We start from the raw sequence: 19,755 nt of genomic DNA on the forward strand, positions 1-19,755 counted from the left end.
CGCCGATGACCAGCAGGCTGTTTCCCTCGGGTCATGCGTCGCATCCCCAATGGCGCATGGCTGCAGCGCTGGTGGTGGCGCAGCTCAGGGCCCAGATGGCATTGCCCACGCATGCGCGGGCGCCTGCGCTGGGGCTGGTGTACATCACCGACCACTATGCCGACAGCGCCGAGCAGTTGCTGGAATTCCTGGAACAGCAACTGCCGGAGGTAAAGGCGTGGAGCGGGACGACGGGCGTCGGCGTGGCCGCCAACAATGCCGAGTATTTCGACGAGCCTGCGCTGTCGATCATGCTGTGCGACGTGCCGGCCGAGCAGTGGCGCATCTTCTCGGGTGTCGCCCCGCTGCCGCGCGCTGGCCGGGATGACTTCCTCGCCCGCACGGCGCTGGTGCATGCCGATGACGGCACGCCGGACCTGGGCGACGTGCTGCGGGAGATGGCCGCCAGGACTTCATCGGGCCATGTCTTCGGTGGCGTGGTGGCCAGCCGCGGCATGAAGGCGCAGTTTGCGCGGGACCTTGTCCATGCGCCTCGCCGGCCCGGTGAACGGGACAGCGGCGTGCTTCAGGGCGGTATGTCCGGCGTGGCCTTCGCGCCTTCCGTGCAGTGGATATCGCGCATCACGCATGGATGCCAGCCGATCGGTGCCTGGTCCGTCGTGACGGCTTCGCAGGACAACCTGGTGCTGGAACTCGATGGCGTGCCCGCACTCGACGTGCTGCTGGAAACGCTGGGCGTGTCGCTTGACGGCGACCCGCAGCCGGCGATCGATGCAGTGAGCGCGACCATGGCGGGCCTGATGGAGGCCGGTGTGCATGCGACTGCCCATCACACGGGACATTTCGGGGCACAGGCGCGGGTGCGCGACATCATCGGGTTCGACACCACGCGCAGGGGCGTGGCCCTGGCGGAGATGGTGGAGACGGGCTCGATGCTGGCCTTCTGCAGGCGCCAGCAGCATGCAGCCAGATCCGACCTGATGCGTATCTGCGCCGAGATCCGCGAGGAACTCGAGCCCGTGCAGGAGGTGCTGCCCGCGCATGAGGCGGACGAGGCTGCGGAGATACTGCCGGGCGAGGGCGCTGGCAGCTCCCGGCGCATGCTGGGTGCGGTGTATGTGAGCTGCTCAGGACGCGGCGGGCCGTTCTTCGGCGGCCCCAGCGCCGAACTGCAGATCGTGCGGCGCGGCCTGGGCGACGTTCCCCTCGTGGGATTCTTTGCCAATGGGGAAATCTTCGGACACACGCTGTACGGCTACACCGGCGTGCTGACCGTGTTTCTGGGCAGCGCCGAGCCGATGTAGGGAGAGTCAGTCCGGGCGCTCGGCTCGGTGCAGCCGCTCAGTCCCGATACGGATTGCTCGGACGCCGGTCATGGCGATTGGGCACGCCGTCGCCGTCGCGATCCCATCCGCCGCGGTGGTATTGCCAGCGATTGCCGTTCTGCACCCAGCCGGGCTGGTGGTAGGCGTAGCCGGGGCGCACGCGAATCCAGCTGCCCGGCACCCACACGTGGCGGTGTCCACGCCATTCCCAATGGCCTTGCGACCAGACCATGCCGCGGCGTGGGGCGGGAACGCGTTCGTAGCGTGGAGGCGGCGGCGCCTGGTATTGCACGGCCACGAGCGCAGGCTGCGCAGTCACGGGGTAGGGCGAGCCGATCTGGATGTTGACCTGCGGCCCGGCGTGGGCCGCGCCCGTGGCGAAGCCCAGGCTCAGTGCGGCCATGCCGGCGGCGATCAGTGGTGCGGTGCGAATCATGTGGTGCTCCTTTCATGGGTGGATGGCCTGTGTGCTTCCACCATGAAGGGCATGATGCGCAGCGCTTGTGAAGTGGCGGTGGCCGCTCCTTGAGCGCTTGGCAAAGTGTTGTGAACAAATGTGAGGTGCGTGCGGGGATTGTCAGTTGCCCGAAGACGCGTGGGTCCGGCGCATCTGCCCGAACACGGCGAACTCCCAACTGCGCATGCCCAGCACCAGCGTGTAGCCCTCCAGCTCGCGCGGTGGCAGTTTCTGGTCGGCCAGGTGCTGCTGCGAGAAGTCCTGCGCGATGCGTTGCAGGCGCTCGTTGAAGGCCGGTGCCACGGCACGGCTGATCGAGCCATGCACAAGCAGCATGCCCTCGCCCGGACCATCGAAGCTGCCCGAGAAATAGTCGAGCAACGCGTTCTCGCGGAAGAAGTCCATCACCGCTCCATGCGGTCGCCAGCGGAACGTCTTGGCCAGCTTGAGCCGGTAGCGGTTGAGTGGCCGCAGCTCGATGATGCCGATGCGGTCGAGTTGCGCCAGGTACTTCACGCCCTCGGCCTCGGTGAGGCGGTAGGTGGTGGTGATCTGCTCCAGTGTCCATTGGCTGAGCACGCAGATCGCCATCAGCAGCAGCTTCTTGTCGGCCACCACCGCGCGCTCCTGTTCGGCCGTGAGCTCCTTGAGCAGCGGCTGGCTCTCGGCCACGCGCCGCGCGAGGTCGGCGAAGTCGATGCGCAGCGCGCGGCATATCGTATCGATGCGCGACAGGGGCATGTCCCCCTTGGCCAGCATGCGCTTGATGCTGGATTCGGCCATGCCCAGCTGTTCCGCCAGGTCGGCATAGGTCATCTGGGCGGCCTTGAGCTCTTTTTTCAGAGCGGTGATGAGATCGGCGGTGGTGCTCATGGGTATCGATTATCTATACCGTGAGTGCTGCCCGCCAAGCCCGGTGCAGACAATCGATGCCGCAGGGGCCCATGGTTTGCAGACTTGGGGATATCGTCATCCTTTCGTGGAGCACCACACCATGCAGCTCATCTTCGCTTCCCGCCGCACGGCCTCCCGGCGCGCGGTTGTGCGCCGGCGCACCGCCATCATCGTCGGTACGGCCTGCGCGCTGTGGCTTGTGCTGTCCCTGCTCGGCCCCTTCGTGGCGCAGCCGGCCGGTTATCACGGCTTTGCAGACCAGCGCGCATGGGGTGCGATACCGCATGCGCTCGACGTGCTCAGCAACCTGGGGTTCCTGGTCGCAGCCCTCGCGGGCGGGGGGCTGCTGGCGCGGCTGCCGAGCCATGAAACGACGCGGGCGGCACGCTCCATGGCCGCCGTCTTCTTCATCGGGCTGGCCTGTTCGTTTGCGGGGTCGAGCTTCTATCACTGGCATCCCGACGACGCATCGCTGGCCTGGGATCGCCTTGCGATGTGCGTGCCGTTCGCCGGCATGCTGGGGCTTGCGGCGCAGCAGGCCTGCGGCGACGATGCGGCGTGGCCTGCCTGCATCGCCATGCTGGCGAGCGCGGTGGCGGCCGTGCTGCTGTGGCAGCACTCGGGCAACATGCTGTCCTGGGCTCTGGCGCAGGGCGGCGGCATGCTGGTGCTGCTGTGGCTGGCGGCGCGACGCCGCCGCGAGGGTGGCCTGCAGATCCGCCTTGGGTGGGTGATCGCGCTCTATGCCGTGGCCAAATGCTTCGAGCTGGCCGATGCGCAGGTTTTCGCCTGGAGCGATGGATTCATCTCCGGTCACAGCCTCAAGCACCTGTTCGCCGCGGCGGCTGCGCTGCCGGTGCTGCATGCCCTGGCGGCGCTGCGCGAGCGCTCTGCGACGTGGCTGTGACACGATCGGGGAGAGGGAGGGCCTGCATGAGATACGTGCACAATGGCTGCCAGCCAGGCCCTGCGCGAGCCCACGCCAAGAAAGACAAAACCGGGAAAGCCAAGACACCATGAATCCATCGCAAGTTGAGCAGGACATTGCGGGCGCCCCCGCGCACGAGCCGCATCCCAATCAGTTCGCGCTGCTCAGGCAGCGGCGCTTTGCCCCGTTCTTCTGGACGCAGTTCGCGGGCGCGGCCAACGACAATCTCTTCAAGTTCGCCTTCACGGTGATGGTCACCTACCAGCTCAGCGTGCAATGGCTGCAGCCCGCGATGGCCGGCCTCGTGATCGGGGCGCTGTTCATCCTGCCGTTCCTGCTGTTCTCGGCAACGGCGGGACAGATCACCGACAAGCTGGAGAAGACCCGCATCATCCGCTTCGTGAAGGACTTCGAGATCGTGGTGATGCTCATCGCGGCCGCAGGCTTCGTCATGGGCAATGCGGCCATCCTGCTGGCCTGCGTGTTCCTGATGGGGCTCCATTCCACGCTGTTCGGGCCGGTGAAATTCGCGTACCTGCCGCAGGCGCTGAGCGAGCGCGAGCTCACCGGCGGCAACGGCATGGTGGAGATGGGAACCTTCGTCGCGATCCTGCTGGGCAACGTGGCGGGCGGCCTGCTGGTGGCAATGCCGGAGATCGGCCATACCGCCGTGGCGGTGGTGTGTGTGGCGCTCGCGGTGCTTGGACGCGTGGTGGCGCAATGGATTCCCAAGGCGCCCGCCACCGATCCCCACCTCGTGGTGAACTGGAATCCGATTTCGGAGACCTGGCGCAATCTCCGCCTTGCGCACGGCAACATCGTGGTGTTCCGCTCGCTGCTCGGCATCAGCTGGATGTGGTTCTTCGGCGCGGTGTTCCTGAGCCAGTTCCCGAGCTTCGCCAAGGAGGTGCTTCACGGCAACGAGCAGGTGGCCTCGCTGCTGCTCGTGGTGTTCTCGGTTGGCATCGGCGTGGGTTCGCTGCTGTGCGAGGTGCTCTCGCGCAGGCAGGTGGAGATCGGCCTGGTGCCGCTCGGCGCGATCGGCATGAGCGTGTTCGCGATCGATCTGTACTTTGCCTCGCGCGGGCTGCAGGCCTATGCGTCGCCACTGGGCGCCGTCGAGTTCCTGCGGGAGCCTGCCCACTGGCGCGTGATGCTCGACCTGCTGCTGCTCAGCCTGTTCGCGGGCCTGTACAGCGTGCCCATGTACGCGCTGATCCAGCTGCGCAGCCAGCCCACGCACCGCGCACGCATCATCGCCGCCAACAACATCCTGAACGCACTGTTCATGATCGCCAGTTCGGTGATGGCCGGAGCGCTGCTCGCGGCCCAATTCACGGTGCCGCAGATCTTCCTGTTCACCGGTATCGCGAATGCCGTCGTGGCGTTCTACATCTTCATGCTGGTGCCCGAGTACCTGCTGCGCTTCTATGCCTGGGTGCTCTCGCGCATCATCTACCGCTTCAAGGTGCGCGGCGACGAGCACATTCCGTCGCAGGGCGCGGCGATCCTGGCATGCAACCACGTGAGTTTCGTGGACGCCGTGCTGCTGATGGCCGCGAGCCCCCGTCCGATCTACTTCATCATGGACCACCGCATCTTCCGCGTGCCGGTGCTCGGCTGGATCTTCAGGCTGGCCAAGGCCATTCCCGTCGCCTCGCAGAAGGAGGACCCGGCCACCTACGAGGCCGCATTCGAGCAGGCTGCGAAAGTGCTGCGCGAGGGCGACCTGCTGGCCATCTTCCCCGAAGGCGGCATCACGCGCGATGGCACGCTGCAGGAGTTCAAGGGCGGCATCATGAAGATCATCGAGCGCGCACGGGCCGACGGCGTGGAGGCGCCCGTGGTGCCGATGGCGCTGACCAACCTGTGGGGATCGTTCTTCAGCCGCATCGAGCAGGGCGGAGCCATGGTGCGTCCGTTCCGCCGCGGCATGCTCAATCGCGTGGGTCTGAACGTGGGCGTGCCGATGAAGGCAGAGACCGTGCAGCCCGCGCTGCTGCGCGAGCGCGTGCAGGCACTGCTCGAACCATGATGCGGTCCGGTGGGTTGAACCACGAAAAGTATCGAATAGCGATACCTTAAGTGGTTCAATGGCAAACTCGTCATCGAATTCGATGCTGGTTGGGGGCGCGGGAGCATCATCCGTTCCGTGTTCAACAACCAGCCTTCGGGCTACCACTGACATGGCTTCCAACTCCATCATCGTCCAGCGTGATACACGTGCATGGCAAATTCAGGTCTGGGTTTCGTTCGGCATTGCGGCTTTCCTCTGCGCCACCGGTCTCGCCTATCTGCCGGGCCAGCCGCTGGAGCAGGTGTTCATGGTGATGGGATATGTGTTCTGCCTTTCCGCCACCTTCGTTCTGGCGAAGTTCGTGCGGGACCGCGAAAGCGCGCAGCGCCGCGATGCAGGCGATACACCGATGTGGCGTCTCGTGGTGTGGGGCGGCTTCGCGATCGCCATGGGCCTGACGGGCTGGGGTCTGCTGAACATGGAGATCAACGTCACCTACAAGGCCTACCTTGGCGTGAGCTGGCTCTACCTGATCACCACCGCGTTCACGCTGGCCAAGATGCTGCGCGACCGCCAGGAAGCCGATGTGGCCGAGGCCCGTATCCAGATGCGCCGCGAGGCCACCCAGACGGCAGCGGTGCAGCCGGAATGATCCAGGCCTGACCTCCTTCACCCTCGAGTCGATTATTTGAAACTGCAGCGCGATCGACGCGCTGCTTCGGGAGAAAAGAAATGCGTACCTCCATTCGTCAAGTGCTTGCCCGATTCACGCTGGCGGCCGGTGTTCTGGCTGCCGCGGCCCTGCCGGTCCAGGCACGGGCGCAGAGCGATGCCTCGCTGGCGCTCTCGATGATGCCCGTGGCATCCGTCATCGTCGGTGTCGGCGCCAGTGGCGCGGCCGCTGGTGCGGTGGTGGCGATTCCGGTGGCGCTGTCGGTCGGTGGCGCCACGCTGGTGGTGAAGGCCGTGGAGGCTTCCGCGATCGGCACCGTCTATCTGCTGGAGCGTGCATCGGACGGCGCGCAGGCCAGCATCGAAGTGGCCGGCAAGGGCTCGCGTGCCGTGGTGCACGGCGTGGGCACTGCCGTGGAGTGCAGCCTGGTGACCGGCGGCGTGGTGCTGTCCGTGGCCGGCGCGGTGATCGCCTTCATCCCCGATGCGATCGGCCAGGCGCTGCTCTACAACGAACGTCTGTGATCCCCGGGAGCGCAACGCCATGACGACGAAGACATCGAAGGTATCGAAGGCATCCCTGCTGCTCGCCCTTGCGGCGACGGCCCTCGCCGCGACGGGCGCGGCCCATGCGGGCCGCTCCTGCGAGCAGAAGCCTCCCAACGTGCAGACCGTGAAGCAGGGCATGGCGCTGGCCGCGCAGACCGCCAAGGTGCTGGATGCGAGCGGCGCCAAGGTGGTGCTGCTGGGCCGCGCGGGGCAGGACCTGGGCAAGTACCGCCTGCGCTACTCGCACTTCGGCTGGGCCTACAAGACGCCCGAAGGAGCCTGGCGCGTCGACCACAAGCTCAACGAATGCGGCACGGCGGTGTCGCACCTGTACCGCCAGGGCCTGGGGGAATTCTTCCTGGACGATCTCTTCCGCTACGAGGCCGTCTGGATGGTGCCCACGCCCGAGGTGCAGGAGCGCCTGCTGGCGGTGCTTGGCGACCGCGGCAAGCTGACGGCGCTGCACGAGCGCTCCTACAGCATGGTCAGCTACGTGTGGGGAACCAAGTACCAGCAGTCCAACCAGTGGGCGCTGGAGACACTGGCCGAGGCCATGGAGCCCGGCGTGCGCAACCGCGAGCAGGCGCAGGCCTGGCTCAAGTTCAAGGGCTATGAGCCGTCGGTGCTGAAGGTCGGAGCGCTCACGCGCCTGGGCGGCCGCATGACGGCGGCCAACATCGCGTTCGACGATCACCCCAACGAGAAGCGCTTCGCCGACCGGATCGAGACGGTGACGGTGGACTCGGTGATCGAATGGATGCCGCGCGCGCAGCTGGCCGGGCCCGCGCAGCAGATCCGCATGAACTGATCCTCTTGGCCCGTGTGTCGCCGGTGCGCCTTGCCGCCGTGGTCAGGCGGCGGCGAAGGCGCGGGTCACCACGCGGTTGCGACCCGTTCCCTTGGCCTCGTACAGGGCGTAGTCGGCCTCCTTGAGCCATTGCTCGATGCGCTCGTGGCCGGGCGGCGCATTCTGGTGCACCATGCCGATGCTGGCCGTGATGTGCAGCTGCAGGTCGTCGCTGAAGGTGAAGAGCTCGCGGCGCGTGGCCTCGCAGAGGCGCTCGGCCACCTCGCGGGCCTCGGCGTGCGAGACGTTGGGCAGCAGCACCGCGAATTCCTCGCCGCCCATGCGGCCCAGCAGGTCGGCGGGCCCGAGCTGCTGCTGCACGAGCCGGGTGAAGCCGCGCAGCAGTTCGTCCCCGGCGGCATGTCCGTAGGTGTCGTTGACGCTCTTGAAGTTGTCCAGGTCGATCATCAGCACGGCGGCCGGCCGCCGCTCGCTCGCCAGGCGCTGGAGCCAGTGGGCGCATTGCTCGAGGAAGGTGTTGCGGCCCAGCACCCCGGTGAGCGCGTCGTGGCGTGCGGCATAGTTCAGCTTGTCCAGCAGCTCGTTGCGTACGGCCTGGAAGCTGGCCACCGCCAGGGGCCCCAGCGACAGCAGCGTGATGCCCAGGCGCAGCGAGACGGCATCCAGCATGTGGTCGGGCGTGTAGATGATGAGGCCGAGCGAGGCGGTGTACAGCTTGGTGATGCCCACGGCGAGGCACAGCAGCGCCGTGGAGAACAGCGAGTAGCGCAACGCGCACCAGATCAGCGCGGGAACGCCGAAGACGAGCGAGCCGGGGCCGCCCAGCAGCACGGCCGCCACCTCGCTGGTGACCAGTGCAGCCAGCGGCAGAAGATGCAGCAGGCCGCGATACCCGAGCCAGGAGCCCGGGCGTGCACGCCGGATGGCCTCGAATGATGGCGCGCTCAGCACCACGGGCAGCATCAGCATGTTGCAGATCAGTGCGCCGGTGAACCACATCACGATGGCCTTGACCATGGAGCCGCCGAAGAGATACGGTGTCGCCATGCCGCCGAGCAGCGCCTCGCCCAGGGAGGACACGATGCAGCCGCACAGCAGGTACAGCGCGGAGAGCGTGCCGCGCAGCATCACCGTGTCGCGATCAAGGCGCTTGAGGAAGACCCAGCCGGCCAGGACGCCCGCCAGATTCGCCAGCGACAGCAGGAAGGCGGCCGCCATGCCGTCGCCCATCAGCAGCGAGGACGAGACGAAGGCCCCGCCGCCCCACAGCCATGTGCCGCGGTGGTATCCCAGGCTGGGGCGGCGCAGCAGCAGGCCCAGCATCAGGGCGTTCGCCGGCCAGAACGAGGCCAGGAATTCGACCGGGCGGCTCAGCGTGCCGATCACGCAGGCGATGAAGACCGCGATGCCCAGGGCCGCGGCAGCATACGCCTCGGATTGCGCCAACGGTGCCGAGGGGGGCTTGGAATGGAGGTCGGGCATGTCCATGGCAGCGTGGAATCACAACGAAGGTGGTTGCTTCATAGCTTACAACGGCTTGCCCGCAAAACCCATGTCAAGGATGCCGATCGAGGGTTTTCAGGAGGTGCTGATGGCATGGCGCTCCAAGAGGGCCGGCAGAGCGGGGAGCGGCCCCTGAGCCGAAACACGGGACGAAAAAAAAGGCCCGACGCATCGAGCCCTTTCGGAGAAGAATCGACGGGGGAATCCGGGATCACACCCCACGGGCACGATCGGTCTTGAACTGTGCCCGGAACTGGGAGAAGGTGCCGGCCTCGAGCGAGGCGCGGATCTCGCTCATCAGGTTCAGGTAGTAGTGAAGGTTGTGGATGGTCGTCAGCATCGGGCCGAGCATTTCGCCGCAGCGATCCAGATGGTGCAGGTACGCCCGCGAGAAGCCTTCGCGGCCGCCGTCATCCCAGCTCACGCCGCTCGTGCCGGCGCAGGCATGGCAGGTGCAGGTGGTGTCGATGGGCCGGTGGTCGGTCTTGTGGCGCGCGTTGCGGATCTTCAGGTCGCCATGGCGCGTGAAGATCGTGCCGTTGCGCGCATTGCGCGTGGGCATGACGCAGTCGAACATGTCCACGCCGTCGGCCACGCCCTGCACCAGGTCCTCGGGCGTGCCCACGCCCATCAGGTAGCGCGGCTTGTGGGCCGGCAGCAGGTGCGGTGTGTGGGCCATGATGTCCAGCATCTCGTCCTTGGGCTCGCCGACCGAGACGCCGCCGACGGCGTAGCCGGGGAAGTCCATCTCCACCAGCGCCGCGAGCGACTCCTCGCGCAGGTTCTTGAACATGCCGCCCTGCACGATGCCGAACAGCGCATTGGGATTTTCCAGGCGCTCGAATTCGTCCTTGGAGCGCCTGGCCCAGCGGCGGCTCATCTCCATGGACTTGCGCGCCTCGGCCTCGGTGGTCTTGTGGCCGTTGGTCTCGTAGGGCGTGCACTCGTCGAGCTGCATGACGATGTCCGAGTTCAGGATCGTCTGGATCTGCATGCTCACTTCGGGCGACATGAACAGCTTGTCGCCGTTCACCGGGCTCTGGAAATGCACGCCTTCCTCGGTGATCTTGCGCATCGCGCCGAGGCTCCAGACCTGGAAACCGCCCGAGTCGGTGAGGATGGGCTTGTTCCACTTCTCGAAGCCGTGCAGGCCGCCGAAGCTCTGCATGATGTCCAGGCCGGGGCGCATCCACAGGTGGAAGGTGTTGCCGAGGATGATCTGGGCTCCCATCTCCTCGAGGCTGCGCGGCATGACGCCCTTGACGGTGCCGTAGGTGCCCACGGGCATGAAGATGGGGGTCTGGACGACGCCGTGGTTGAGTGTGAGGCGGGCTCGGCGGGCGTGGCTTGTCGGGTCGGTTTTGAGGAGTTCGAACTGCAGCATGATGCCCCGATTGTCCCAGACTGCGAATACAGGATCTTTCGCAAGCGTATTTGGACGCCTACACTGGGGGCACTGACAACCCATGGTGAAGGGAAACGACATGGTACGAATTCTTGTGGCAGTGGATGGTTCGGAGTTGGCGCTGGACGCCGTGCGTCATGCCTTGACGCTCGTGGGCGAAGGGCTGAAGGCCGTGCTGGTGCTCGGCCACGTGCAGGAGGAGGCATCGTTTCTCGAGCTCGCCACACAGGGCGCCGATGCGATCGCGGAGGCCGCCGTCGAGGCCGGCAAGCACCTCACGCGGCCCGCGGAGCGCCTGGTGCGCGAGGCCAGCGTGCCGTTCGAGACCGAGATCGTGCTGGGGTCTCCCGCATCGGCACTGTGCGATCTGGCCGAGTCGCAGGGATGCGACTTCATCGTCATGGGAGCCCGCGGGCTCGGCGCCATGCGGGCCGCGGTGATGGGGTCGGTGTCGCTGGCGGTGGTGCAGCACAGCACCTTGCCCGTGCTGGTCGTCAAGCACCGCGAAGCATCGGAGGCCGACGAGATGGATGAGGACGCCCAGGACACGCAGGCCTGAGACCGTACGCGGTACGTCACGCGGCCATCACCCGGGATCAGGCGGCCTTGCGCATGCCCTCGTCGTGGAAGCCGCGCTGGAACTTGCCGTGCGGCAGGCTGCCGATGCGCTGGAAGGTCCGGCGGCAGTAGATGCGGCTCCACAGGCATTTGTTGAGTTCGTCCACGGGCCAGGGGCCCGAGACCACCACGAGGTCGTTGGCACGGTCGAACTCGCCCGCCGCGCGCAGGCGCCGGCGTGTGTGGGCCGCCCAGGACTGGATCCGTGCGGGAGCTCCGTGTTCGTGGATCTCTCCGGTGCTGCGGTTGAATGCCACCGCGACGGTGTCGGTCTGGAGACGGTAGCGGCGCTCGCCGGTGACGGCGCTGGGCTCGTCGCGCAGATCGTAGAGATAGTAGCTGCCGGCCTTGAGCTGGTACTGCAGATCCATGGCGGAATCCTCCGGGCTGAGAGAAGTAGCGACAGTTGTGCGCCGAAAGGCGTCATCCTGCGGCCAGCCTGCGGCGGCCCTGCTTCCTCTATCCATAACGCCTGTACCAGCGCGAGAAACGCTACGCATTGTGTAGCGATGCACGGCCGTTGGCAAGCGGCCGGCCGGCAAAGTGTCAGGTACCGGCGTCAGGCGCCGCTGCCCTGGTCCGTGGCGCGGTCGAGCACCTCGCGCAACTGGCCGAGCTGCGCATAGAGCTCGCGCGCACCGGCCGCACCCAGCGGCGCGAATAACTGCTCCAGCCACTTCTCGTGCTCCGCGGCCATGGTGTCGAACTGGCGCACGCCCTGGGGGGTGAGCCGCACGATCATCGAGCGCCGGTCATTCGGGTCGGCCACGCGCTCCACCCAGCCTTCGGCGACGAGCTGATCGGTCAGGCCCGTGACATTGCCTCCGGTCACCATCAGGTATTCCGACAGTGTCTTCATGCGCAGGCCCTCGGGAAACCTGCTGAGCTGAGCGAGGTAGTCGAAGCGCGAGAGCGTGGTGCCGAATTGCGCCTGCAGATGGCTGCGGATCGTCTGCTCGATCTGCGTGCTGCAGGTGAGCAGCCGCAGCCACAGGCGCACGGCCTGGTGGTCGTCATGCGACAGGCCGGCCTCGCGGCCCGGGCGATCGGCGATGGCGGGTGCGGGAGTGTCGCGTGGGGATAGGGCCATGGTCGGAGGACGTTCGATGGAGGAGGGAAATGCAAATTGCCAATGCGGCTTCGCGGTCTCTCAGGGTTTTTTCGGATTCTAGCAAATCATTGAAAACTAAATAATTTAGTTCTAAAGCAATTTGCTGCACGGACCGTTGCCATGAAAATCGTCTGTATCGGCGGAGGACCCGCCGGCCTGTATTTCGCGCTGCTGATGAAGCAGCAGAACCCTGATCACGAGGTCGTCGTGGTCGAGCGCAACAAGCCCTACGACACCTTCGGCTGGGGCGTGGTGTTCTCCGACGCGACCATGGACAACATGCGCGAATGGGATCCGGTCACGGCCGCGCAGATCGAGAAGGCGTTCAACCACTGGGACGACATCGAGCTGCTGTTCAAGGGACGGACCATCCGCTCGGGCGGCCACGGCTTCGTGGGCATCGGCAGAAAGCACCTGCTCAACATCCTGCAGGCGCGCTGCGAGGCGCTGGACGTGAAGCTGGTGTTCGAGACCGACGTGCAGTCCGACGAGGACTACGCCGATGCCGACCTCATCATCGCCAGCGACGGCGTGAACTCGCGCATCCGCACCAAGTACCAGAGCGTGTTCAAGCCCGACATCGTCACGCGTCCCAACCGATTCATCTGGCTTGGAACGCACAAGGTCTACGAGGCCTTCACCTTCGACTTCGTGCGCACCGAGCACGGCTGGTTCCAGGCGCACATCTACAAGTTCGACGACAACACGTCGACCTTCATCGTCGAGACCACCGAGGAAACCTGGAAGGCGAGCGGCCTTGACCAGGCCGATCAGGAACAATCCATCGCCTTCTGCGAGAAGATCTTCGCGGACAACCTGCAGGGCGCGAAGCTCATGACCAATGCGCGCCATCTGCGCGGCAGCGCGTGGATCAACTTCCAGCGCGTGGTGTGCGAGCAGTGGTGGCTCAGGAACCCCCGGGACAGCTACGTGGTGCTGATGGGTGACGCGGTGCACACGGCGCATTTCGCGATCGGCTCGGGCACCAAGCTTGCGATCGAGGATGCCATCGAGCTTGCGCGCCAGTTCAAGCTGCACGGCGCGGTGGCCGGCAAGGCGCAGATCCCCGAAGTGCTTGCCGCCTACCAGGAGGCGCGGCGCGTGGAGACGCTGCGCATCCAGAACGCCGCGTGGAACGCGATGGAGTGGTTCGAGGTCTGCGGCAGGCGCTACTGCGACCAGCTGGCGCCCGAGCAGTTCATGTACTCCATGCTCACGCGCAGCCAGCGCATCAGCCATGAGAACCTGCGGCTGCGCGATGCGGGCTGGCTCGGTGGCTACGAGAAATGGCTGGCCGAGGAAAACGGCGTTCCCGTGCAGGACGGCGGCAAGGCGCCGCCGCCGATGTTCCTGCCCTACACGCTGCGCGGCCTGACGCTCAAGAACCGTATCGTCGTCTCGCCGATGGCGCAGTATTCCGCCGTCGATGGCGTGCCGGGCGACTACCACCTCGTGCACCTCGGCGCACGCGCCATGGGCGGCGCGGGGCTGGTGTTTGCCGAGATGGCCTGCGTGAGCCCCGAGGGCCGCATCACGCCCGGCTGCCCGGGAACCTATTCGCAGGAACAGAAGGCCGCATGGAAGCGCATTGCGGACTGGATCCACGCGCACACCGACGCCAAGTTCGCGATGCAGATCGGCCATGCGGGAGCGAAGGCCTCGACACGCCTTGCGTGGGACGGCACGGACCTGCCGCTCACCGAAGGCAACTGGCCCATCATGGCGGCGTCGGAGCAGCAATACCTGGAAGGTGTGAGCCAGACATCGAAGGCCATGACGCGCGCCGACATGGATCTCGTGAAGCAGCAATTCGTCGATGGCGCCCGCATGGCGGCCGACATCGGCGCGGACTGGCTCGAACTGCACTGCGCGCACGGCTACCTGCTGTCCGCCTTCATCTCGCCGCTGACCAACCACCGTACCGATGAATATGGCGGCAGCCTCGACAACCGCCTGCGCTATCCGCTCGAGGTCTTCCACGCCGTGCGCGCCGTGTGGCCCGAGGATCGCCCCATGTCGGTACGGATCTCCGCGCACGATTGGGTTCCGGGCGGCATCACGCCGGATGACGCGGTGCTGATCGCCAAGGCGTTCAAGGATGCGGGCGCCGACCTGATCGATTGCTCATCGGGCCAGGTCAGCAAGCAGGAAAAGCCCGTATTCGGCCGCATGTTCCAGACGCCGTTCGCCGACCGTATCCGCCAGGAGGCCGGCATCGCCACCATGGCCGTGGGAGCCATCAGCGAGGCCGACCATGCCAACAGCATCATCGCCGCCGGCCGTGCCGACCTGTGCGCCGTCGCCCGCCCGCATCTTGCGAATCCCGCATGGACGCTCACCGAGGCGGCCAAGATCGGCTACACGCAGATCGCCTGGCCCAGGCCGTATTTCCAGGGCAAGCGCCAGATGGAAACGCTGTTCGAGCGCGAGAAGGCGCAGCAGGCGGCGGCCACTGCCGCCGGCGCGCACTGAGGAATGCCCATGAATGAACTACACGCACCCCTTCGCGCACCCCTTGGCAACCAGCATGCGCTGGTGACCGGCGCGGGGCAGGGCATTGGCGAGGCGATCGCATGCCAGTTGCTCGCGCAGGGCGCGCGCGTCACGGTGCTGGGCAGAAGGCGGGAGCCGCTCGACGCGCTGGTGCAGGCATTCCCCGAGCGGTGCCAGGCCGTGCAGGCGGACGTGTCGAATGCCGACCAGGTGCAGGCCGCCTTCGATGCCGCGACGCAGCGCTTTGGTGCCGTGCAGATCCTCGTGAACAACGCGGGTCAGGCAGCGAGCGTCCCTTTCATGAAGATGGATGCAAGCACCTGGAGCGCAATGCTCGCGGTGAATCTCACCGGCACGATGCTGTGCATCCAGCAGGCGCTGCCCGGCATGCTGGAACTTGGCACCGGCCGCATTGTGAACGTGGCGAGCACGGCGGGGCTGAAGGGCTACGGCTATGTGTCGGCCTACTGCGCAGCCAAGCACGGCGTGATCGGCCTCACGCGCTCGCTGGCCCTGGAGCTGGCTCACAAGGGCATCACCGTGAACGCTGTCTGCCCCGGCTACACCGAGACCGACATAGTGCGCGACAGCATTGCGCGCGTGGTGCAGAAGACCGGTCGCACCGAGGAACAGGCGCGCGCCGAATTCGTCAAGGGCAACCCGCAGGGCCGATTGGTTCAGCCGCAGGAGGTGGCCGATGCCGTGCTCTGGCTGTGCGGCGCGGGTGCCTCGGCCATCACGGGGCAAAGCATCGCGGTCGCCGGCGGCGAGGTGATGTGAAACCCATTGCAGAACACAAGAAAGCGAGACAGGCATGAGCAGCACACAACATGAGATCGACCCGGCGCTGGTGGCGGGCAACCGCAGGCCGATGGCCGGTTACGGCGCGGAGCATTTTCTGTGGGACGTGAAGGACGGCGTGGCCACCATCACGCTCAACCGCCCCGACCGCAAGAACCCGCTCACCTTCGCGTCGTACGCGGAGCTGCGCGACCTGTTCCACCAGCTCAAATGGGCCAGCGACGTGCACGCCGTGGTGGTGGTGGGCGCGGGCGGCAACTTCTGCTCGGGCGGCGACGTGCATGAAATCATCGGCCCGCTCGTGCAGCTCAAGGTGCCCGAGCTGCTGATGTTCACGCGCATGACGGGCGAGCTCGTGAAGATGATGCGCGCCTGCCCCCAGCCGATCATCGCTGCCGTCGACGGCGTGTGCGCCGGCGCGGGCGCGATCATGGCGATGTCCTCCGACATGCGCCTAGGCACGGCGCGCAGCAAGACCGCATTCCTGTTCAACCGCGTGGGCCTTGCGGGTTGCGACATGGGCGCCTGCGCCATCCTGCCGCGCCTTGTCGGCCAGGGCCGCGCGAGCGAACTGCTCTACACCGGCCGCAGCCTGGGCGGCGAAGAGGGTGAGCGCTGGGGATTCTTCAATCGCCTGTGCGAGCCGGATGCCCTGCTGGCCGATGCGCAGAAACTCGCCGCCGACCTGGTGGCGGGTCCGAGCTTTGCCAACGGCATCACCAAGACCATGCTGCACCAGGAATGGGCGATGACCATCGAGCAGGCCATCGAGGCCGAGGCACAGGCGCAGGCGATCTGCATGCTGACCGAGGATTTCTCGCGTGCCTACCACGCGTTTGTCGCCAAGCAGAAACCTGTATTCAAAGGAAATTGACATGGCCGATCAAAGCTATCTGCAATGGCCGTTCTTCGAGCCGCGCCATGCGCTTCTGGCGAGGGAACTCGATGCGTGGGCCGCGCAGAACATCGCGCAGGAACACGGCAGCGACGTGGACGCCGCATGCCGTCATCTCGTGAAGCAGCTGGGAGAGGCCGGCTGGCTGCGGCATGCGGTGGCGGGCGCTGATTTCGGAGGTGCGGGAGAGCAGATCGACACGCGCTCCATCTGCCTGATCCGCGAGACGCTGGCGCGCCACAGCGGCCTCGCGGACTTCGCGTTCGCGATGCAGGGCCTGGGCTCCGGCGCGATTTCGCTCGCGGGAACGGATGCACAGAAGCAGCGCTATCTCACCCGCGTGGCGAAGGGCGAGGCGATCTCGGCCTTCGCGCTCTCGGAGCCCGATGCGGGATCGGATGTGGCGGCCATGTCGTGCAGCGCGGTGCTGGACGGAGACCACTACGTCATCAACGGCGAAAAGACCTGGATCTCCAACGGCGGCATCGCCGACGTCTACGTGGTCTTCGTGCGCACCGGCGAGGCCCCCGGCGCGCGTGGCATCACGGCGCTGATCGTCGATGCGGGCACACCGGGATTCGAGATCGCGGAGCGCATCGACGTGATTGCGCCACATCCGCTGGCCCGCCTGAGGTTCACCGACTGCCGCGTGCCGGTATCGCAGCGCGTGGGCGCGGGCGGTGAAGGCTTCAAGGTGGCGATGCGCACGCTCGACGTGTTCCGCACCTCCGTGGCTGCTGCGGCGCTGGGCTTCGCTCGCAGGGCGCTCGATGAGGCGCTGCACCGTGCGACCACGCGCAGGATGTTCAGCGGTGTGCTGGCCGACTTCCAGCTCACGCAGGCCAAGCTTGCGCAGATGGCCACGCAGATCGACAGCGCCGCGCTGCTCACCTACCGCGCCGCATGGCAGCGCGACCAGGGCGGGAACGTGACGCGCGAGGCGGCCATGGCCAAGATGACCGCCACCGAGAACGCGCAGCAGGTGATCGATGCCGCGGTACAGATGTGGGGCGGCATGGGAGTCGTGAGCGAGCAGCCGGTGGAGCGCCTGTACCGGGAGATCCGCGCACTGCGGATTTACGAGGGCGCCACCGAGGTGCAGCAACTCATCATCGCGCGCGAACTGCTCAAGCAGGCGCATTGACGTCGTTTCACCAGTCCGCGAGAGGTCGCCAACATGCCGTCATCTTCATTCACCGCGCACATCGATACCTTTGCCGCAGACCACTTGCCGCCTGCGGACCAGCAGCCCGACTATGTGTTCGACCTGCCCGAGTTGCAGTTCCCCGAGCATTTGAACTGCGCTGCCGAACTGCTGGACCGCCATGTGCGCGAAGGCCGTGGCGACCGCCCCTGCGTGCGCGCGCCGGGCCTCAGCTGGAGCTACGCACAGTTGCTTGAGCAGGCCAACCGCATCGCGAACGTGCTGGTGAACGAGATGGGCCTCGTGCCCGGCAATCGGGTGCTGCTGTTCGGACCGAACAATCCGATGATGGTGGCAAGCTGGTTTGGCGTGGTGAAGGCCGGAGGCATTGCGGTGGCCGCCATGCCGCTGCTGCGCGCCAAGGAGCTGTCGACCATCGCGGACATCGCACGCATCAGCCATGCGCTGTGCGACAACGCCTTGCGTGCCGAGGCCGAAGCGGCCATGCAGAAGTCGCCGGCACTCACGCAGATGCGGTTCTTCAACGTTCCGGACGATCCTCGCTCGCTGGAGGCGCTGATGCAGCAGGCATCGCCGGATTTCACCAACGTGGACACGGCGGCCACCGACACCTGCCTGCTCGGCTTCACGTCGGGCACCACGGGGATTCCCAAGGCCACCATGCATTTCCATCGCGACGTGATGGCCGTGTGTGCCTGCTGGCCGCGGCATGTGCTGCAGGCGAATGCGGACGACGTGTTCATCGGCAGCCCTCCGATCGCCTTCACGTTCGGCCTGGGCGGACAGGTGCTGTTCCCGATGTCGATCGGTGCGTCGATGGTGCTGCTGGAAAAGGCCGGGCCGCAGCAACTGGGCGAAGGGCTGGAGCAGTACGGAGCGACGGTGATGTTCACCGCACCCACCTCCTACCGCGCGATGGCCCCCTACGGTGATCGCATTCGAGCGACCCGGCTGCGCAAGTGCGTATCGGCCGGCGAAGCGCTGAATGCCTCCACGCGCGCGCTGTGGAAGAGCAGCACGGGCATCGAGATCATCGACGGCATCGGCTCGACCGAAATGCTGCACATCTTCATCTCGCACCGCGAAGATGAAGCCCGCCCGGGAGCCACCGGCAAGGCGGTTCCGGGCTACGAGGCGCGTGTGATCGACGAGGACGGCAACGAGGTCGCAGCGGGCACCGTGGGCCGCCTGGCGGTGAGAGGCCCGACCGGTTGCCGCTACCTCGATGACGAGCGCCAGAAGAAATACGTGCAGGGTGGCTGGAATCTCACGGGCGATGCCTATCTGATGGATGCCGACGGCTATTTCATCTACCAGGCGCGCACCGACGACATGATCATCTCGGCGGGCTACAACATTGCGGCTCCCGAGGTGGAGGATGCGCTCATGGCGCACGAGGCCGTGGCCGAATGCGCGGTGATCGGCGTGCCCGATGCGGAGCGCGGCCAGATCGTCAAGGCCTTCATCGTATTGGCGCCGGCCTTCAAGGAGCGCGGCGACGACGCCATGGCGAAGGCATTGCAGGAATTCGTCAAGCAGACGGTCGCGCCCTACAAGTATCCGCGCGCCGTGCAGTTCGTGGCGCAATTGCCGCGCACGGCCACGGGCAAGCTGCAGCGCTTCAAGCTGCACGAGGCGTCATGACGACGGATGTCCACAACGCGCATGGTTCAGCGCACGGTTGCGCGCGCCGCTTCGTGCGCCCGGTGCCGATCCGCTTCGCGCATTGCGACCCTGCGGGGATCATCTTCTTTCCGCAGTATCTGGTGCTGTTCAACGGCCTGGTCGAGGATTGGTTCAACGACGGCCTGCAGGTGCCCTATGCGGATCTGATCGGCGTGCAGCGCACGGGCCTGCCCATCGTGCACCTCGAGTGCGATTTCCGCGCCATCACACGCATGGGCGAGACGGTGAATTTCGAGCTGTCCGTCCACAAGCTCGGCACGCGCTCGCTCACGCTCGACATGGCATGCCACGGTGCGGACGGCGAGCTGCGCGTGCGCGCGCAGAAGGTGCTGGTGTTCACCGACCTGGACACCCATGCAGCCATCGCCGCGCCCGAGCGGGTGCGCCATGCAATCACGCGCTGGATGCAGGCGACCGCCCAGGCCTGA

At 66.4% G+C, this 19,755-nt stretch carries 19 protein-coding genes; 13 read left to right on the forward strand and 6 right to left on the reverse strand.

Annotated elements, in window-relative coordinates; translation table 11 throughout:
* Nucleotides 1-5: 5 nt before the first annotated feature.
* On the forward strand, nucleotides 6-1,304 hold the full coding sequence (locus H9K76_RS22470) for an FIST signal transduction protein (RefSeq protein WP_187597456.1): 1,299 nt from the start codon (nucleotides 6-8) through the stop codon (nucleotides 1,302-1,304).
* 37 nt (nucleotides 1,305-1,341) lie between these two features.
* Here H9K76_RS22470 and H9K76_RS22475 read toward each other — a convergent pair whose 3' ends face one another.
* Complete coding sequence (locus H9K76_RS22475; protein WP_187597457.1) at nucleotides 1,342-1,761, reverse strand: YXWGXW repeat-containing protein; 420 nt, start codon at nucleotides 1,759-1,761, stop codon at nucleotides 1,342-1,344.
* A gap of 141 nt (nucleotides 1,762-1,902) precedes the next feature.
* On the reverse strand, nucleotides 1,903-2,655 hold the full coding sequence (locus tag H9K76_RS22480; RefSeq protein ID WP_187597458.1) for a helix-turn-helix domain-containing protein: 753 nt from the start codon (nucleotides 2,653-2,655) through the stop codon (nucleotides 1,903-1,905).
* Between the two features lie 121 nt (nucleotides 2,656-2,776).
* Here H9K76_RS22480 and H9K76_RS22485 point away from each other — a divergent pair, with 121 nt between their 5' ends.
* The 5 genes from H9K76_RS22485 to H9K76_RS22505 all read left to right on the forward strand — a co-directional run bounded on the left by H9K76_RS22485 (nucleotide 2,777) and on the right by H9K76_RS22505 (nucleotide 7,650).
* On the forward strand, nucleotides 2,777-3,583 hold the full coding sequence (locus H9K76_RS22485; protein WP_187597459.1) for a hypothetical protein: 807 nt from the start codon (nucleotides 2,777-2,779) through the stop codon (nucleotides 3,581-3,583).
* 109 nt (nucleotides 3,584-3,692) lie between these two features.
* The gene (locus tag H9K76_RS22490; protein ID WP_187597460.1) at nucleotides 3,693-5,639 is read left to right on the forward strand and encodes an MFS transporter; all 1,947 of its coding nucleotides are present in this window, start codon (nucleotides 3,693-3,695) and stop codon (nucleotides 5,637-5,639) included.
* A gap of 151 nt (nucleotides 5,640-5,790) precedes the next feature.
* Nucleotides 5,791-6,273 (forward strand): YiaA/YiaB family inner membrane protein, encoded by a 483-nt coding sequence (locus H9K76_RS22495; protein ID WP_187597461.1) that lies wholly within the window; start codon nucleotides 5,791-5,793, stop codon nucleotides 6,271-6,273.
* A gap of 80 nt (nucleotides 6,274-6,353) precedes the next feature.
* Nucleotides 6,354-6,818, forward strand: coding sequence for a hypothetical protein (locus tag H9K76_RS22500; protein ID WP_187597462.1), 465 nt, complete (start codon nucleotides 6,354-6,356; stop codon nucleotides 6,816-6,818).
* Nucleotides 6,819-6,837: 19 nt separating this feature from the next.
* Nucleotides 6,838-7,650 carry a DUF2145 domain-containing protein gene (locus H9K76_RS22505; RefSeq protein ID WP_187597463.1) on the forward strand — a complete coding sequence of 271 codons (813 nt, stop codon included), beginning with the start codon at nucleotides 6,838-6,840 and terminating at the stop codon, nucleotides 7,648-7,650.
* A gap of 42 nt (nucleotides 7,651-7,692) precedes the next feature.
* Here H9K76_RS22505 and H9K76_RS22510 read toward each other — a convergent pair whose 3' ends face one another.
* Together H9K76_RS22510 and tgt are read right to left on the reverse strand one after the other, a co-directional pair.
* The gene (locus tag H9K76_RS22510; RefSeq protein WP_187597464.1) at nucleotides 7,693-9,132 is read right to left on the reverse strand and encodes a GGDEF domain-containing protein; all 1,440 of its coding nucleotides are present in this window, start codon (nucleotides 9,130-9,132) and stop codon (nucleotides 7,693-7,695) included.
* Nucleotides 9,133-9,364: 232 nt separating this feature from the next.
* On the reverse strand, nucleotides 9,365-10,537 hold the full coding sequence (gene tgt / locus H9K76_RS22515) for a tRNA guanosine(34) transglycosylase Tgt (protein ID WP_187597465.1): 1,173 nt from the start codon (nucleotides 10,535-10,537) through the stop codon (nucleotides 9,365-9,367).
* A gap of 100 nt (nucleotides 10,538-10,637) precedes the next feature.
* Between tgt and H9K76_RS22520 the strand changes: the two genes are divergently transcribed.
* Nucleotides 10,638-11,117, forward strand: coding sequence for a universal stress protein (locus tag H9K76_RS22520; protein ID WP_187597466.1), 480 nt, complete (start codon nucleotides 10,638-10,640; stop codon nucleotides 11,115-11,117).
* A gap of 37 nt (nucleotides 11,118-11,154) precedes the next feature.
* Here the strand turns inward: H9K76_RS22520 and H9K76_RS22525 are convergent, their stop codons facing one another.
* Both H9K76_RS22525 and H9K76_RS22530 read right to left on the reverse strand, forming a co-directional pair.
* Nucleotides 11,155-11,547: a hypothetical protein gene (locus H9K76_RS22525; RefSeq protein WP_187597467.1), complete on the reverse strand. Its 393-nt coding sequence runs from the start codon at nucleotides 11,545-11,547 to the stop codon at nucleotides 11,155-11,157.
* Between the two features lie 188 nt (nucleotides 11,548-11,735).
* On the reverse strand, nucleotides 11,736-12,266 hold the full coding sequence (locus H9K76_RS22530) for a MarR family winged helix-turn-helix transcriptional regulator (protein ID WP_187597468.1): 531 nt from the start codon (nucleotides 12,264-12,266) through the stop codon (nucleotides 11,736-11,738).
* Between the two features lie 141 nt (nucleotides 12,267-12,407).
* On the opposite strand from H9K76_RS22530, the gene H9K76_RS22535 reads away from it, so the two are divergent.
* From H9K76_RS22535 to H9K76_RS22560, 6 genes are read left to right on the forward strand one after another with little or no spacing between them, the layout of a single operon-like run.
* Complete coding sequence (locus H9K76_RS22535) at nucleotides 12,408-14,759, forward strand: bifunctional salicylyl-CoA 5-hydroxylase/oxidoreductase (protein WP_187597469.1); 2,352 nt, start codon at nucleotides 12,408-12,410, stop codon at nucleotides 14,757-14,759.
* 9 nt (nucleotides 14,760-14,768) lie between these two features.
* Entirely contained in the window at nucleotides 14,769-15,560 is a 792-nt protein-coding gene (locus H9K76_RS22540; RefSeq protein WP_187597470.1) for an SDR family NAD(P)-dependent oxidoreductase, read from the forward strand.
* Between the two features lie 34 nt (nucleotides 15,561-15,594).
* Nucleotides 15,595-16,455: an enoyl-CoA hydratase family protein gene (locus H9K76_RS22545; protein WP_187597471.1), complete on the forward strand. Its 861-nt coding sequence runs from the start codon at nucleotides 15,595-15,597 to the stop codon at nucleotides 16,453-16,455.
* Nucleotide 16,456: 1 nt separating this feature from the next.
* Nucleotides 16,457-17,620, forward strand: coding sequence for an acyl-CoA dehydrogenase family protein (locus tag H9K76_RS22550; RefSeq protein WP_187597472.1), 1,164 nt, complete (start codon nucleotides 16,457-16,459; stop codon nucleotides 17,618-17,620).
* Between the two features lie 33 nt (nucleotides 17,621-17,653).
* Nucleotides 17,654-19,285, forward strand: a complete 1,632-nt coding sequence (locus tag H9K76_RS22555; protein ID WP_187597473.1) for a benzoate-CoA ligase family protein — start codon at nucleotides 17,654-17,656, stop codon at nucleotides 19,283-19,285.
* Nucleotides 19,282-19,755, forward strand: coding sequence for an acyl-CoA thioesterase (locus H9K76_RS22560; RefSeq protein WP_187597474.1), 474 nt, complete (start codon nucleotides 19,282-19,284; stop codon nucleotides 19,753-19,755). The genes H9K76_RS22555 and H9K76_RS22560 overlap by 4 nt, the downstream gene beginning before the upstream one ends.

The organism is Diaphorobacter ruginosibacter (genome assembly GCF_014395975.1).
GTDB classification, from domain to species: Bacteria; Pseudomonadota; Gammaproteobacteria; order Burkholderiales; family Burkholderiaceae_C; genus Diaphorobacter_A; species Diaphorobacter_A ruginosibacter.